At 64.1% G+C, this 14,517-nt stretch carries 14 protein-coding genes; all 14 read left to right on the top strand.

Features of this window, described 5'->3' with window-relative positions; translation table 11 throughout:
* Positions 1 to 102 precede the first annotated feature (102 nt).
* The 14 genes from benA to E6B08_RS14765 all read left to right on the top strand — a co-directional run bounded on the left by benA (position 103) and on the right by E6B08_RS14765 (position 14,420).
* On the top strand, positions 103 to 1,461 hold the full coding sequence (benA, locus tag E6B08_RS14830) for a benzoate 1,2-dioxygenase large subunit (RefSeq protein WP_136914722.1): 1,359 nt from the start codon (positions 103 to 105) through the stop codon (positions 1,459 to 1,461).
* Complete coding sequence (gene benB / locus E6B08_RS14825; protein ID WP_136914721.1) at positions 1,458 to 1,943, top strand: benzoate 1,2-dioxygenase small subunit; 486 nt, start codon at positions 1,458 to 1,460, stop codon at positions 1,941 to 1,943. The genes benA and benB overlap by 4 nt, the downstream gene beginning before the upstream one ends.
* Before the next feature lie 70 nt (positions 1,944 to 2,013).
* Positions 2,014 to 3,024: a benzoate 1,2-dioxygenase electron transfer component BenC gene (gene benC / locus E6B08_RS14820; protein ID WP_136914720.1), complete on the top strand. Its 1,011-nt coding sequence runs from the start codon at positions 2,014 to 2,016 to the stop codon at positions 3,022 to 3,024.
* A gap of 191 nt (positions 3,025 to 3,215) precedes the next feature.
* On the top strand, positions 3,216 to 3,977 hold the full coding sequence (locus E6B08_RS14815) for a 1,6-dihydroxycyclohexa-2,4-diene-1-carboxylate dehydrogenase (RefSeq protein ID WP_136914719.1): 762 nt from the start codon (positions 3,216 to 3,218) through the stop codon (positions 3,975 to 3,977).
* Positions 3,978 to 4,030: 53 nt separating this feature from the next.
* Positions 4,031 to 5,350, top strand: a complete 1,320-nt coding sequence (locus E6B08_RS14810) for an MFS transporter (protein ID WP_136914718.1) — start codon at positions 4,031 to 4,033, stop codon at positions 5,348 to 5,350.
* A gap of 29 nt (positions 5,351 to 5,379) precedes the next feature.
* Positions 5,380 to 6,501: a muconate cycloisomerase family protein gene (locus E6B08_RS14805; RefSeq protein ID WP_136914717.1), complete on the top strand. Its 1,122-nt coding sequence runs from the start codon at positions 5,380 to 5,382 to the stop codon at positions 6,499 to 6,501.
* A gap of 134 nt (positions 6,502 to 6,635) precedes the next feature.
* Positions 6,636 to 6,926: a muconolactone Delta-isomerase gene (gene catC, locus E6B08_RS14800; protein ID WP_136914716.1), complete on the top strand. Its 291-nt coding sequence runs from the start codon at positions 6,636 to 6,638 to the stop codon at positions 6,924 to 6,926.
* Positions 6,927 to 6,966: 40 nt separating this feature from the next.
* Positions 6,967 to 7,881: a catechol 1,2-dioxygenase gene (catA, locus tag E6B08_RS14795; RefSeq protein WP_136914715.1), complete on the top strand. Its 915-nt coding sequence runs from the start codon at positions 6,967 to 6,969 to the stop codon at positions 7,879 to 7,881.
* 72 nt (positions 7,882 to 7,953) lie between these two features.
* Entirely contained in the window at positions 7,954 to 9,153 is a 1,200-nt protein-coding gene (locus E6B08_RS14790; RefSeq protein ID WP_136914714.1) for a benzoate/H(+) symporter BenE family transporter, read from the top strand.
* A gap of 55 nt (positions 9,154 to 9,208) precedes the next feature.
* Positions 9,209 to 10,459 (top strand): OprD family porin, encoded by a 1,251-nt coding sequence (locus E6B08_RS14785; protein WP_136914713.1) that lies wholly within the window; start codon positions 9,209 to 9,211, stop codon positions 10,457 to 10,459.
* Positions 10,460 to 10,566: 107 nt separating this feature from the next.
* Positions 10,567 to 11,661 (top strand): metal-dependent hydrolase, encoded by a 1,095-nt coding sequence (locus tag E6B08_RS14780; protein ID WP_136914712.1) that lies wholly within the window; start codon positions 10,567 to 10,569, stop codon positions 11,659 to 11,661.
* A 2-nt stretch (positions 11,662 to 11,663) separates the two neighbouring features.
* Complete coding sequence (locus E6B08_RS14775; RefSeq protein WP_136914711.1) at positions 11,664 to 12,356, top strand: TraX family protein; 693 nt, start codon at positions 11,664 to 11,666, stop codon at positions 12,354 to 12,356.
* A 72-nt stretch (positions 12,357 to 12,428) separates the two neighbouring features.
* The gene (locus tag E6B08_RS14770; protein ID WP_136914710.1) at positions 12,429 to 13,340 is read left to right on the top strand and encodes a LysR family transcriptional regulator; all 912 of its coding nucleotides are present in this window, start codon (positions 12,429 to 12,431) and stop codon (positions 13,338 to 13,340) included.
* A gap of 99 nt (positions 13,341 to 13,439) precedes the next feature.
* Positions 13,440 to 14,420: an LLM class flavin-dependent oxidoreductase gene (locus tag E6B08_RS14765; protein WP_136914709.1), complete on the top strand. Its 981-nt coding sequence runs from the start codon at positions 13,440 to 13,442 to the stop codon at positions 14,418 to 14,420.
* Positions 14,421 to 14,517 lie beyond the last annotated feature (97 nt).

Genomic DNA, 14,517 nt, shown 5'->3' with positions numbered 1-14,517 from the left:
GCTTGCACAAAATGGATAGCACTCTGCACGCAGCGGATATTGCCCCAAGTCGATAATCCCTAACCTGACATGGCCTGAACAATAACAATGGAGGCCCTGGCCATGTCCCTGGGATTCGATTACCTCAATGCCATGCTCGAGGACGACCGCGAAAAGGGCGTCTACCGTTGCAAGCGTGAAATGTTTACTGACCCGCGCCTGTTCGACCTGGAGATGAAACACATCTTCGAGGGCAACTGGATCTACCTGGCCCATGAAAGCCAGATCCCCGAGAAGAACGACTTCATCACCCTGACCATGGGGCGCCAGCCGATTTTCATCGCGCGCAACAAGGACGGGGAGCTCAACGCCTTCCTCAATGCCTGCAGTCACCGTGGCGCCATGCTCTGCCGCCACAAGCGCGGCAACCGGTCCAGCTACACCTGCCCGTTCCACGGCTGGACCTTCAACAACAGCGGCAAGCTGCTCAAGGTCAAGGATCCGAGCAATGCCGGCTACCCGGAAAGCTTCAACTGCGACGGCTCCCATGACCTGACCAAGGTCGCCCGTTTCGAGTCGTATCGTGGATTCCTGTTCGGCAGCCTGAACGCCGACGTCAAGCCGCTGATCGAGCACCTGGGCGAATCGGCGAAGATCATCGACATGATCGTCGACCAGTCGCCAGAAGGCCTGGAAGTCCTGCGTGGCTCCAGCGCCTACATCTACGAAGGCAACTGGAAGCTCACCGCCGAAAACGGTGCTGATGGCTACCACGTAAGCTCCGTGCACTGGAACTACGCCGCCACCCAGAACCAGCGCAAGCAGCGCGAGGCGGGTGAAGAGATCAAGACCATGAGCGCAGGCGCCTGGGCCAAGCAGGGCGGGGGCTTCTACTCGTTCGACCACGGCCACCTGCTGCTCTGGACCCGCTGGGCCAACCCCGAGGACCGTCCGGCCTACGAGCGCCGCGACCAACTGGCCGCGGATTTTGGCCAGGCTCGCGCCGACTGGATGATCGAGAACTCGCGCAACCTGTGCCTGTACCCGAACGTGTACCTGATGGACCAGTTCAGTTCGCAGATCCGCATCGCCCGCCCGATCTCGGTGAACAAGACCGAAATCACCATCTACTGCATCGCGCCGAAGGGCGAGAGTGCCGATGCCCGTGCCCAGCGTATTCGCCAGTACGAAGACTTCTTCAACGTCAGCGGCATGGCGACCCCGGACGATCTTGAGGAATTCCGCTCCTGCCAGACCGGCTACGGCGGCGGCACCGGCTGGAACGACATGTCGCGGGGCGCCGCCCACTGGGTGGAAGGCGCCGATGAAGCGGCCAAGGAAATCGAACTGCATCCGCTGCTGTCGGGCGTGCGCACCGAGGATGAAGGCCTGTTCGTGCTGCAGCACAAGTACTGGCAGGACACCATGATCAAGGCGCTCGAACAGGAGCAGCAGCTGATTCCCGTGGAGGCCGTGCAATGAGCCTCGTTGAAACCGTGCGCGACTTCCTCTACCGCGAAGCGCGCTACCTGGATGACGCCGAGTGGGACCAGTGGCTGGAGCTGTATGCCGTCGATGCGAGCTTCTGGATGCCGTCCTGGGACGATGACGACACCCTGACGGAAGATCCGCAGAGCGAAATCTCGTTGATCTGGTACGGCAACCGTGGCGGCCTCGAGGACCGGATCTTCCGGATCAAGACCGAGCGTTCGAGCGCGACCATGCCCGATACCCGCACGTCGCACAACATCAGCAACATCGAGATCGTCGAGCAGGGGGAAGGCTACTGCAAGGTGCGCTTCAACTGGCACACCCTGAGCTTCCGCTACAAGACCACCGACAGCTACTTCGGCAGCAGCTTCTACACCCTGGACCTGCGCGGCGAGCAGCCGCTGATCAAGGCCAAGAAGGTGGTGCTGAAGAACGACTACGTGCGTCAGGTCATCGACATCTATCACATCTGATCCGAGGTAACGCGAGCCGCTCGGGGCGCCAACAGGCGCGCCGTGGCCAGGCTCGCCCGCGAGGTGCAACATGAGCTTCCAGATCGCGCTGAATTTCGAAGACGGGGTTACCCGCTTCATCGAGGCCACAGGCTTTGAAACCGTAGCCGATGCCGCCTACCGCCAGGGCATCAACATTCCGCTGGACTGCCGCGACGGCGCTTGCGGTACCTGCAAGTGCAAGGCCGAATCCGGCCGTTACGACCTGGGTGACAACTTCATCGAGGACGCCCTGAGCGAGGAGGAAATCGCCGAGGGCTACGTGCTCACCTGCCAGATGCGCGCCGAAAGCGACTGCGTGGTGCGTATTCCCGCTTCGTCGCAGGTGTGCAAGACCGAGCAGGCCAGCTTCGAGGCCGCCATCAGCGAAGTGCGCCAGCTTTCGGACAGCACCATCGCCCTGTCGATCAAGGGCGAAGCCCTGAGCAAGCTGGCGTTCCTGCCGGGGCAGTACGTCAACCTGCAGGTACCCGGCAGCGATCAGAGCCGTGCCTATTCCTTCAGTACCCTGCAGAAGGACGGCGAGGTCAGCTTCCTGATCCGCAACGTGCCGGGTGGGCTGATGAGCAGCTTCCTGACCACCCAGGCCAAGGCCGGCGACAGCATGAGCCTGGCCGGGCCCTTGGGCAGCTTCTATCTGCGGCCCATCCAGCGCCCCTTGCTGCTGCTGGCCGGCGGCACGGGCCTGGCACCATTCACCGCGATGCTGGAGAAGATCGCCGAGCAGGGCAGCGAGTATCCGCTGCACCTGATCTACGGGGTCACCAACGATTTCGACCTGGTCGAAATGGAGCGCCTTGAAGCCCTGGCCGCGCAGATCCCCAACTTCACCTTCAGTGCCTGCGTGGCCAACCCTGAGAGCCAGTACCCGCAAAAGGGCTACGTGACCCAGCACATCGCGCCGGGCCACCTCAACGAAGGCGACGTCGACGTGTACCTGTGTGGCCCGCCGCCGATGGTCGAGGCGGTCAGCCAATACATCCGTGAACAGGGCCTGACCCCGGCGAATTTCTACTACGAGAAGTTCGCGGCAGCCGCCTGAGTTTCCTTGGGGCTGCCGGCATCGTGCGGGTAAAGGCAGCCTTTTTTATTGACTGCGGGATTGTCGGGGCCGCGTTGCGGCCCTTTCGCGGCACAAGGCCGCTCCTACAGGTTCACCTCATGTGGGAGCGGCCTTGCGTCGCGATGGAGGGCGCAGCCCTCCCGACGATCTCGGATCGAGGAGAGATCAATATGAATAACCGATTCCAAGGCAAGGTCGCCCTGGTCACCGGTGCCGCCCAAGGCATTGGCCGCGGCGTGTGCTGGAGGCTCAAGGCCGAAGGTGCGAACGTCGTGGCGGTGGACCGTTCCGAGCTGGTCCACGAACTGGCCGGCGAGGGCATGCTGACCCTGACTGCCGACCTCGAACAGCACACCGACTGTGCGCGGGTGATGGCCAGTGCGGTGCAAGCGTTCGGCCGTCTCGACATCCTCGTCAACAACGTCGGCGGCACCATCTGGGCCAAGCCTTTCGAGCACTACGAAGTCGAGCAGATCGAGGCCGAAGTGCGCCGCTCGCTGTTTCCCACCCTGTGGTGTTGCCATGCCGCGTTGCCACACATGCTCAAGCAGGGCAGTGGCGCCATCGTCAACGTTTCGTCCATTGCTACCCGTGGCATCAACCGCGTGCCTTATGGCGCGGCCAAGGGCGGCGTGAACGCGCTGACCGCTTGCCTTGCCTTCGAAACCGCCGGGCGCGGCATCCGCGTCAATGCAACCGCTCCTGGCGGCACCGAAGCCCCACCGCGGCGGGTGCCACGCAACAGCGCCGAGCAGAGCGAGCAGGAGAAGGCCTGGTACCAGCAGATCGTCGACCAGACCCTCGACAGCAGCCTGATGCACCGCTACGGCAGCATCGACGAGCAGGTCGGCGCGATTCTGTTCCTGGCCTCCGACGAGGCTTCCTACATCACCGGCGTGACCCTGCCGGTAGGTGGTGGTGATCTCGGCTGAGCACCGCCCCGGCAAGGTTTTCTTTTACAACAAGAACAAGAGAGACAGATGCCATGCGAACCCTTGACGTACACCCGATCATCGATAATGCCCGCTTCACCCCGTTCCACTGGATGGTCATGGCCTGGTGCGGCCTGCTGCTGATCTTCGACGGCTATGACCTGTTCATCTACGGCGTGGTCTTGCCGGTCATCATGAAAGAATGGGGCCTGACTCCATTGCAAGCCGGCGCGCTGGGCAGCTATGCGCTGTTCGGCATGATGTTCGGCGCCCTGGCGTTCGGCAGCCTGGCCGACCGCATCGGGCGCAAGAAAGGGATCGCCATCTGTTTCGCCTTGTTCTCCGGCGCGACCATCCTCAACGGTTTTGCCAGCAGCCCCGGCGAGTTCGGCGTGTACCGCTTCATCGCCGGGCTTGGCTGTGGCGGCCTGATGCCCAACGCCGTGGCGCTGATGAACGAATACGCGCCCAAGCGCCTGCGCAGCACACTGGTGGCGATCATGTTCAGCGGCTATTCGCTGGGCGGCATGCTCTCGGCCGGTGTCGGCATCTTCATGTTGCCGCGTTTCGGTTGGGAGTCGATGTTCTTCGCCGCCGCCGTGCCGCTGTTGCTGCTGCCGGTGATTCTCTACTACCTGCCCGAATCCATCGGTTTCCTGGTACGCCAGGGCCGTATCGACGAGGCCCGTACGCTGCTCAAGCGCCTCGACCCACAGTGCGACGTGCAGGATGACGACCTGCTCCAGGCGCCCGACCGCAAGGGTAGCGGCGCCTCGGTGCTGGAGTTGTTCCGCAACGGGCTGGCTGTGCGCACGCTGGCACTGTGGCTGGCGTTCTTCTGCTGCCTGCTGATGGTCTACGCGCTCAGCTCGTGGCTGCCCAAGCTCATGGCCACCGCGGGCTACAGCCTGGGTTCGAGCCTGTCCTTCCTGCTCGCGCTGAACCTTGGCGGCATGGCCGGCGCCATCCTGGGTGGCTGGCTGGGCGACCGTTACAACCTGGTCAAGGTCAAGGTCGTGTTCTTCATCGCTGCAGCACTTTCGATCAGCCTGCTCGGCGTCAACAGCCCGATGCCGGTGCTGTACCTGCTGATCTTCATTGCCGGTGCCACCACCATCGGTACGCAGATTCTGCTGTATGCCGGTGCCGCGCAGATGTACGGGCTGTCGGTGCGTTCCACCGGCTTGGGTTGGGCCTCGGGCATCGGCCGCAACGGCGCCATCGTCGGTCCGCTGCTGGGCGGTGCGCTGATGGGCATCGACCTGCCGTTGCAGCTCAATTTCCTCGCTTTCGCCATCCCCGGCGCAATCGCCGCGCTGGCCATGGCCGTGCACCTGGCCAGTGGCCGGCGACACGCGCTGGTGGCGGCTTGAATTCATCCTTTATCGAACTGGAGCCTTACATGACGAGCCCGACTATCGAGCGGCTGGACGCGATCATCGTCGACCTGCCCACCATCCGCCCGCACAAGCTGGCCATGCACACCATGCAGCAGCAGACCCTGGTGGTCCTGCGCCTGCGCTGCAGCGACGGCGTCGAGGGCATCGGCGAGGCCACCACCATCGGCGGCCTGGCCTACGGCTACGAAAGCCCCGAGGGCATCAAGGCCAACATCGACGCGCACCTGGCGCCGGCACTGATCGGCTTGCCGGCGGACAACATCAACGCTGCCATGCTCAAGCTGGACAAGCTGGCCAAGGGCAACACCTTCGCCAAGTCGGGCATCGAAAGCGCCTTGCTCGATGCCCAGGGCAAACGCCTCGGCCTGCCGGTCAGCGAACTGCTCGGCGGCCGTGTGCGTGACAGCCTGGAAGTGGCCTGGACCCTGGCCAGCGGCGACACCGCCCGCGACATCGCCGAGGCCGAGCACATGCTCGAAGTGCGCCGTCACCGGGTGTTCAAGCTGAAGATTGGCGCCAACCCGGTCGAGCAGGACCTCAAGCACGTGGTGGCGATCAAGCGCGAACTGGGCGATCGGGCCAGCGTGCGCGTGGACGTCAACCAGTACTGGGACGAGTCCCAGGCCATTCGCGCCTGCCAGGTGCTGGGCGACAACGGCATCGACCTGATCGAACAGCCGATCTCGCGCATCAACCGTGGCGGCCAGGTGCGCCTGAACCAACGCAGCCCAGCGCCGATCATGGCCGACGAGTCGATCGAAAGCGTCGAGGACGCCTTCAGCCTGGCCGCCATTGGTGCCGCCAGCATCTTCGCTTTGAAAATCGCCAAGAACGGCGGCCCTCGCGCCGTGCTGCGTACCGCGCAGATCGCCGAGGCGGCGGGTATCGCGTTGTACGGCGGGACCATGCTGGAGGGCTCGATCGGCACGATGGCCTCGGCCCATGCCTTCCTCACCCTGCGCCAGTTGACCTGGGGTACCGAGCTGTTCGGGCCGCTGCTGCTGACCGAGGAGATCGTCAACGAGCCGCCGCAGTACCGCGATTTCGAACTGCATGTACCCCGTACACCAGGCCTGGGCCTGACCCTGGACGAGCAGCGCCTGGCGCGTTTCGCCCGTCGCTGAGCGACACGTGACCCTGTAGGAGCGGGCTTGTCCCGCGAACACGGGCGAAGCCCGGGCCATCCACGGCGGTGTCTGCTTCGCGGGCAAGCCCGCTCCTACCACAACGCACAAACGACTGATGTAAGGAGAACCCCATGCTGTTCCACGTGAAGATGACCGTGAAACTGCCGGTCGACATGGACCCGGCCAAGGCTGCGCAACTGAAGGCCGACGAGAAGGAACTGGCCCAGCGCCTGCAGCGCGAGGGCACCTGGCGTCACCTGTGGCGCATCGCCGGGCACTACGCCAACTACAGCGTGTTCGACGTGCCCAGCGTCGAGGCACTGCACGACACGCTGATGCAGTTGCCGCTGTTCCCGTACATGGACATCGAAGTGGACGGCCTGTGCCGCCACCCCTCGTCGGTCCACACCGACGACCGCTGATCCGAGCCTTTGGCACAAGAACAATTACGAGGTAACCACCATGACCGTGAAGATTTCCCACACTGCCGATGTCCAGAAGTTCTTCGAGGAAGCCGCAGGCCTTACCAATGACGCCGGTAGCCCGCGCCTCAAGCAGATCATCCTGCGCGTGCTGCAGGACAGCGCACGCCTGATCGAGGACCTGGAGATAACCGAGGACGAGTTCTGGCACGCCGTCGACTACCTTAACCGCCTGGGCGGGCGTGGTGAGGCCGGGCTGCTGGTGGCGGGCCTGGGCATCGAGCACTTCCTCGACCTGCTGCAGGATGCCAAGGATGCCGAGGTTGGCCTGACTGGCGGCACCCCGCGTACCATCGAAGGCCCGCTGTACGTGGCCGGCGCACCGCTGGCACAAGGCGAGACGCGGATGGACGATGGCAGCGAGGAGGGCGTGGCCACGGTCATGTTCCTCGAAGGCCAGGTACTCGACCCGCAGGGCCAGCCGCTGCCAGGCGCCACCGTCGACCTGTGGCATGCCAACACCCGCGGCACCTACTCGTTCTTCGACCAGAGCCAGTCGGAATACAACCTGCGCCGGCGCATCGTCACCGATGCCGAAGGCCGCTACCGCGCGCGCACCATCGTGCCGTCCGGCTATGGCTGCGACCCGCAGGGCCCGACCCAGGAGTGCCTGGACCTCATCGGCCGTCACGGCCAGCGCCCGGCGCACGTGCACTTCTTCATCTCGGCGCCGGGGCATCGTCACCTGACCACGCAGATCAACCTGTCTGGTGACAAGTACCTGTGGGACGACTTCGCCTACGCCACCCGCGATGGTCTGGTGGGCGAGGTGGTGTTCCACGAAGGCGCCGACGGCCGCCGAGCGGAGCTTAAGTTCGACTTCCAGCTGCAAAAGGCCCAGGACAGCGGTGCCGAACAGCGTAGCGGCCGGCCGCGGGCGTTGCAGGAGGTCTGATCCACCGCGAAGAAGCCGACACCCGAACAAGAGCCGACCACAAAGGCCGGCCGACGCCTTGCGAGAAGTGCCATGCCAAGCCTGATCAAGGATTGCTCCCTGTCGGCCATCGTCGCCGGCTGCATCGCCACGATGATTTCCTACGCCGGCCCACTGGTCATCATCTTCCACGCCGCCGAAGCTGCCGACCTGTCCCATGGCCTGCTGTCCTCCTGGGTGTGGGCCGTTTCCATGGGCAGCGCCGTGCTCGGCGCGCTGCTGAGCCTGCGCTATCGCGTGCCGGTGGTGATCGCCTGGTCGATCCCCGGGTCCGCGCTGCTGGTCACCGCCTTGCCGCAACTGGGTCTGGAACAGGCGGTGGGCGCCTACCTGGTGGCCAATCTGGTTCTGCTGATGATCGGCATCAGCGGAGCCTTCGATCGCATCATCGCCCGTTTGCCAGGCTCCATTGCCGCCGGCATGCAGGCCGGTATCCTGTTCAGCTTCGGCATAGAGGTGTTCCGGGCATTGCCGGTGCAACCAGCGCTGGTGTTGTCGATGTTCGTCACCTACGTATGGATGCGCCGGATGCAGCCGCGCTACGCGGTGGCCGCGGTGCTGTGCGTCGGTGCCCTGGTGACGGTGGCAAGCGGGGCATTTCGCAGCGAGGCCCTGGTGCTTGAGCTTGCTTCGCCGCAATTGATCGTGCCGCAGTTCAGCCTCTCGGCAGTGTTCAGTCTCGCCTTGCCAATGGTGTTGGTAGCCCTGACAGGCCAGTTCATGCCCGGCATGGCGGTGTTGCGCAATGCAGGCTACGCCACTGCAGCCAGCCCGCTGATCACTGCGAGCGCCGTGGGCGGCGCCTTGCTGGCGCCTTTCGGCTGCCATGGTTTGAACCTGGCAGCCGTCACCGCCAGCCTGTGCACGGGTCACGAAGCCCATGAAAACCCGCGTCGACGCTACGTCGCAGCGGTCGCCGGCAGCGTCTTGTACCTGCTGCTCGGGGTGGCCGGCGCCACGCTGATGTCGCTGTTCGCTGCGTTTCCGGCTGCGTTGATCGCAGCGCTGGCCGGGCTCGCCCTGTATGGCGCTATCAGCGAAGCCCTGGCGCGTAGCCTGGCCGAGCCTGCCGAGCGCGATGCCGGGTTGTTCACCTTCCTGGTCACCGCTTCTGGTGTTTCCTTCCTTGGCCTTTCGGCAGCCTTTTGGGGCCTGCTGTTCGGTCTGCTTGCCCACGGTCTGCTGCGCTTGCGCCGTCCAACTGCCCAGGAGGTGCTGCCCCGCACGCGATGACTTCACCGCATTCCATTCGCTTCATCCATAAAAACAAGATCCAGAGAGCTTCGGAATGAACCATACCCCTTGCGTTGCCATTGGGCTGAGCCTGCTCAGCCAACCGCTGTTCGCTGAGGAAAGCGGCTTTTTCAAGGACGCCACCGCGACCCTGAGCGCGCGAAACTACTACTTCAGCCGCGATTTCTCCGACATCGTCGGCGCCAACCCGCAATCCAAGGCCGAGGAGTGGGCCCAGGGTTTCATCCTCGACTTCAAGTCCGGCTACACGCCGGGCACGGTGGGCTTCGGCGTGGACGCCCTGGGCCTGCTGGGCATCCGTCTCGACAGCAGCCCGGACCGGGTCAATACCGGGCTGCTGCCAGTGCATGGCGACGGACGTGCTGCAAGTGAGTACAGCCGCATCGCGCCCACCTTCAAGGCCCGGGTGTCGAAGACCGAGCTACGCGCGGGCGAACTGCAGCCCAACCTGCCGGTACTGACCTTCAGTGACATCCGCCTGCTGCCGCCCACTTACCAGGGCGTCAGCATCAGCTCGGCCGAGTTGCAGGGCCTGACCGTGCAAGCTGGTCACCTGAGCTCGACGCATCTGCGCAATGAGGCCGGCGAGGGCAAGATGAACGCCATGCTCGGCCACGTCCCGATGCGCCAAGCCCAAAGCGATGCCTTCAACTACGCAGGTGGCGAATATGCCTTCAACGCCAACCAGAGCAGCGTGAGCCTGTGGTATGGGCAACTGGAGGACATCTATCACCAGGGCTTCGTCGGCCTCAAGCACAGCAAACCCGTCGGCGACTGGGTGCTGAGCACAAACCTGGGTTACTTCAATGCCCGCGAGGATGGCGATGCCTTGCTCGGCAGGATCGACAACCAGGCCTTCTACTCGCTGTTCACGGCCAGGCTTGGCGGCCACAGCATCCATGCCGGCTATCAAGGCATCTACGGCGATAGTGCGTTCCCCAGGGTGTTCGCCAACATCGCGCCGCTTGGCAACGAGGTGCCGACCTACGAGTTCGCTTCCGCCGACGAGCGCTCCTACCAACTGCGCTATGACTACAATTTCGCGGCCATGGGCGTACCGGGGTTGACCGCCACGGTGCGTTACCTCAAGGGCAACAACGTCGACACCGGACAGGGCTTCGAAGGGCGCGATCGCGAACGTGACCTGGAGCTGGGCTATGCGGTTCAGGGCGGCGTGTTCAAGGGACTGGGCATCCGCGTGCGCAACGCCATGGCGCGTTCCAACTACCGCAGCGACATCGACGAGAACCGGGTGACCCTGGTCTATACCTGGAAGCTGTTCTGAGGTTAACGCTGGCCCAATCGCCGCCACAAGTTTTGCCACACACCGTATTTGCGCCAAAGGGCTTCGAGGGTTAGGTTTCCAACACTGAATACTCAGGAAGCCTAACCTTGGACTCCATCACTCAAGCCGTGCTCGGTGCCGCCCTCCAAGGCACCGTGCTCGGCCGCATCCAGGGCCGCCGAGCACTCGCCTATGGCGCCGCGCTGGGCAGCGTGCCGGACCTCGATGTGATCATCCGCTATGCCGACCCGGTGTCGCAGATGACCTACCACCGGGGTTTTTCCCATTCCATCTTCGTCCTCACCGGCCTCGCGCTGCTCCTCGCCTGGCTGGTCAACTGGCTTGGACGCACACGCTGGCCCGACAAGGGCTACACGTTCACCAGGCTGTTCCTGGCCTTCTGGTTGGTGTTGGTGACGCATCCGATACTGGATTCGTTCACGGTGTATGGCACCCAGCTGTTCTGGCCGTTGCAGGTCACGCCCCTCAGTTGGGCGGCGGTGTTCATCATCGATCCGGTGTACACCGTGCCGCTGCTGATAGCCGTAGCCTACGCGGCGGTCAGGGGCGTCTGCGCCAAGGCGTTGCGCGGGTTGAGCCTGGCGCTGCTTTTCAGCACCGCGTACCTGGGCTTCGGGCTGGCCGGGCGCATCCTTGTCGAGCAACGCCTGCAAGCGGCGCTCGACCAACAGGGCATCGCCACCCGTGAGGTGCGTGCCGTGCCCATTGCCTTCAACAGCCTGGTCTGGCGCGTGCTGGCCAAGACGCCGGATGGCGATTACTACGAGGCCATCAGCAGCGTGTTCGACCGAGAACCTGCGGAGATGTTGCACCTGCCGCGCCATCTGGACGCCGCGCGCGCATTGGCCGGGAACCCGTTGCACGAGCGCCTGCGTTGGTTCACCGACGACTGGCTGCGTTATGACGAGGTCGGTGACGCGTTGGTCGTGACCGACCTGCGGATGGGCCTTCCCGGCAGCTATACCTTCCGCTTCGCCATGGCCCAGCGCGATCCGCAGGGACACTGGGTTGCCCAGACGCCCACGGCCTGGCCCCGTGGCGGCGGATTGTTCAATGGCCAGGACATGCTGTTGATCTGGCAGCGCATCTTCGATCAGCAGCCACCGTTGCCCCTGGCGACCTGGGCCGCACGCCAGGACCAACCCGGGCTTGTCCGCAGCCACGCGAAACAAGGGCGTTGAAGATGCGTTCGGCGGGCCTGGACCTGGTCAAGTGGACCGCGATCGTGACGATGGTCGCCGACCACCTTCGCTATCTGTGGCCTGGCGCCGATGGCCTGTTCATCCTCGGCCGCCTGGCGTTTCCGCTGTTCTGCCTGGCAATCGCGATCAATCTTGGGCGCAATCCGGCCGAGCAGTCAGGCAGTCCAGGCGGTCTGCGTTACCTGGGCTGGATGCTGGCCTTCACGCTGCTGTCGGAGATTCCCTACCGTTGGCTCGACAACGGCTCGCCGACCTTCAGCGTGATGCCGACCCTGCTTCTGGGGCTACTGGTGGCGGAGGGCGTTCACCATCGGCAGTGGTCCGTTCGTTGCCTGGGGCTGGCCAGCGCAGCCCTGGCCGCGTGGTTCAGCCCGCAATTGATGTATGGTTTGCCCGGTGTGCTGCTGCCGGCGGCGTGTCTGTTGGCGCGCAGGCAGGGAGGTATGGCTTGGACATTGCCATGCCTGTTGGCCATGGCCGGCAACTTGACCAACAGTTGGCTCAGCCAGCACCTCCTGGCACCTATCACCCTGTGCGCGCTGGGTGCTGCGGCGCTGGCCGTACCTGTGGGGTGCCTGCTGCTCCAGGCCCGGGCGACGTGGGTGCCCAAGGTCGGGCGCTGGGGCTATTTCTTCTATCCTGGGCATCTGGCATTGATCAAACTGCTGGTCTGAGACGCGCCTGGGCCTTGCAATGGCGAGGATCGCACCCATCTAAGCGGGTCTCGATGACTCGCAGGAGCTGTAATGGAACCCAACCGCTTTGGCGATATCGCCGCCTTCGTCAGTGCCGCCAAGGCTGGCAGTTTCACCGCGGCGGCGGCGAGTCTGGGCCTGACGCGTTCGGCGGTGGGCAAGAGTATCGCCCGGCTGGAGGCCCGCATGGCGGTGCGCTTGTTCAATCGCACCACGCGCAAGCTAAGCCTGACAGACGAAGGGCAGGTGGCCTACGAGCGCTGGCGGCAGATCCTCGACGACCTGGACGAGGTCGAAACCACCATGGCGCAGCGCCGTGGCAAACCCACCGGTACCTTGCGCCTGACTGCGCCGCTGTCGTTCGGCCAGCGCCATGTCCTGCCGATTCTCGATGCCTACCTCAAGCAGTGGCCGGAGCTACGCGCCGATATCCGCTTCACCGACCGTTTCGTCGATCTGGTCGAGGAGGGCGTCGATGTGGCGGTGCGCATTGGTGCGCCGAAGGAAGACTCGCAGTTGCTGACCCGCACGGTCGCCTGGCAGCAGTTCGTTACCTGCGCCTCTCCCGATTACCTGCGCGAGCATGGTGTGCCGCAAGTGCCGGCCGACCTCTACGGGCATGACAAGATCGCTTTTCTGATGGGCGAAAAGTCCATGCCCTGGCGCTTCCACACCGCCGAGGGGCTGCACCTGTGCGAGGAGCCAGGTCGGCTCAATATCGACAGCTCCGAGGCCATGCTCGACGGCGCGCGGGCCGGTTTCGGTCTGATCCACCTGCCTACCTACATCACAGGCGACGACCTGCGCGCGGGGACGCTGGTGGAGGTGCTGCACAGCTTTCGTCCGCCTGCGGACCCGATTCGCGTGGTGTACCCGAGCAAGCGACACTTGTCGCCGCGGGTGAGAGGGTTCATCGACCTGCTTGTCGACAGTTGGGAGCATGGTGTGCCCTGGGAAGTCTGATTGGGGACTATCAGGACCGTATTTGGGGCCTGATACAGGGTTTATCACTGACGGCCGAGCCTGGAAACTGGCACCCCTGATAATCCATCTGGAGCCCCCATGACAGCCCTGTCCGTACTGGATCTGGTCATGATCGGCGAAGGCAAGACCTTCGCCGACGCGATCGAAGAATCCCGCCAGCTCGCCCGCCACGTCGAGCAGCACGCTTACAGCCGCTACTGGATCGCCGAACACCACGACATGCCCGGCATCGGTTCGGCCGCCACTTCGCTGGTGATCAACGAGATCGCCAATGCCACCCGTCACATTCGTGTCGGTGCCGGTGGCATCATGCTGCCCAATCATGCCCCGTTGGTGATTGCCGAGCAGTTCGGCACCCTCGACACCTTGCACCCTGGTCGTATCGACCTGGGCCTGGGCCGAGCGCCCGGTACCTCCGGCCCGACCGTGCGAGCGTTGCGGGGTGCGGCACCGGAACGTGATTTTGCCCAGGACATCGCCGAGTTGCGCGACTACCTGGCCGATAATGGCAAGCGCCAGGTGCACGGCGTGCCAGGCCGCCACGACGTTCCGGTGTGGATCCTAGGTTCGAGCCTGTTCGGCGCCGACCTCGCGGCCAAACTGGGCTTGCCCTATGCCTTCGCTTCGCATTTCGCGCCGCGTTACCTGTTGCAGGCCGTCGCCCACTATCGGGCCAACTTCCAGCCCTCTGAACAGTTGGCCAAGCCCTATGTGATGGTCGGGGTAAACCTGTTCGCCGCCGACAGCGATGCCGAGGCCGACTATCAGGCCAGCTCGCACCGCAAATGGATGCTGGACTTGCACGTCGGGCGCTTCGGCCTGTTGCCCAAGCCCCAGGAAGGTTATGTCCAAGGGCTGCCAGGGCATGAGCGGGCAGTGCTGGATCAGGTCATGGCGTGCACCGTTGCTGGCGGTCCGGAGCGAGTCAGGGAAGGGCTGCGGTCATTGATTGCACAGACTGGCGCGGATGAGTTGATGATCGATTGCCGGATCCACGATCCACTGGCACGGTTGCGTTCGCATGCCTACGCGGCGCAGGCACTGGCAGAGCTGGGTTGAACCCTGTGTTCCTATCGTCGGCTGGCCGGCGATGGGAGCATTACTGGCGTATGGCCAACCTAGTAAAAATGCCAGTAGCGGCTTTCATGCAAACACC

The sequence above is a fragment of the Pseudomonas putida genome (assembly GCF_005080685.1).
In the GTDB taxonomy this organism is placed as follows: Bacteria; Pseudomonadota; Gammaproteobacteria; order Pseudomonadales; family Pseudomonadaceae; genus Aquipseudomonas; species Aquipseudomonas putida_V.
The sequence above is the reverse complement of the archived record's forward strand: the minus strand, read 5'-3'. Positions and strand labels throughout refer to the sequence as shown.

What these genes read in the sequence shown, in the direction of transcription:
- E6B08_RS14770 (WP_136914710.1), top strand. Translation starts at nt 12,429, where the DNA reads ATGGAACCCAACCGCTTTGGCGATATCGCCGCCTTCGTCAGTGCCGCC.
- E6B08_RS14805 (WP_136914717.1), top strand. Translation starts at nt 5,380, where the DNA reads ATGACGAGCCCGACTATCGAGCGGCTGGACGCGATCATCGTCGACCTG.
- benC (WP_136914720.1), top strand. Translation starts at nt 2,014, where the DNA reads ATGAGCTTCCAGATCGCGCTGAATTTCGAAGACGGGGTTACCCGCTTC.
- benA (WP_136914722.1), top strand. Translation starts at nt 103, where the DNA reads ATGTCCCTGGGATTCGATTACCTCAATGCCATGCTCGAGGACGACCGC.
- E6B08_RS14815 (WP_136914719.1), top strand. Translation starts at nt 3,216, where the DNA reads ATGAATAACCGATTCCAAGGCAAGGTCGCCCTGGTCACCGGTGCCGCC.
- E6B08_RS14765 (WP_136914709.1), top strand. Translation starts at nt 13,440, where the DNA reads ATGACAGCCCTGTCCGTACTGGATCTGGTCATGATCGGCGAAGGCAAG.
- catC (WP_136914716.1), top strand. Translation starts at nt 6,636, where the DNA reads ATGCTGTTCCACGTGAAGATGACCGTGAAACTGCCGGTCGACATGGAC.
- E6B08_RS14785 (WP_136914713.1), top strand. Translation starts at nt 9,209, where the DNA reads ATGAACCATACCCCTTGCGTTGCCATTGGGCTGAGCCTGCTCAGCCAA.
- benB (WP_136914721.1), top strand. Translation starts at nt 1,458, where the DNA reads ATGAGCCTCGTTGAAACCGTGCGCGACTTCCTCTACCGCGAAGCGCGC.
- E6B08_RS14790 (WP_136914714.1), top strand. Translation starts at nt 7,954, where the DNA reads ATGCCAAGCCTGATCAAGGATTGCTCCCTGTCGGCCATCGTCGCCGGC.
- E6B08_RS14775 (WP_136914711.1), top strand. Translation starts at nt 11,664, where the DNA reads ATGCGTTCGGCGGGCCTGGACCTGGTCAAGTGGACCGCGATCGTGACG.
- E6B08_RS14810 (WP_136914718.1), top strand. Translation starts at nt 4,031, where the DNA reads ATGCGAACCCTTGACGTACACCCGATCATCGATAATGCCCGCTTCACC.
- catA (WP_136914715.1), top strand. Translation starts at nt 6,967, where the DNA reads ATGACCGTGAAGATTTCCCACACTGCCGATGTCCAGAAGTTCTTCGAG.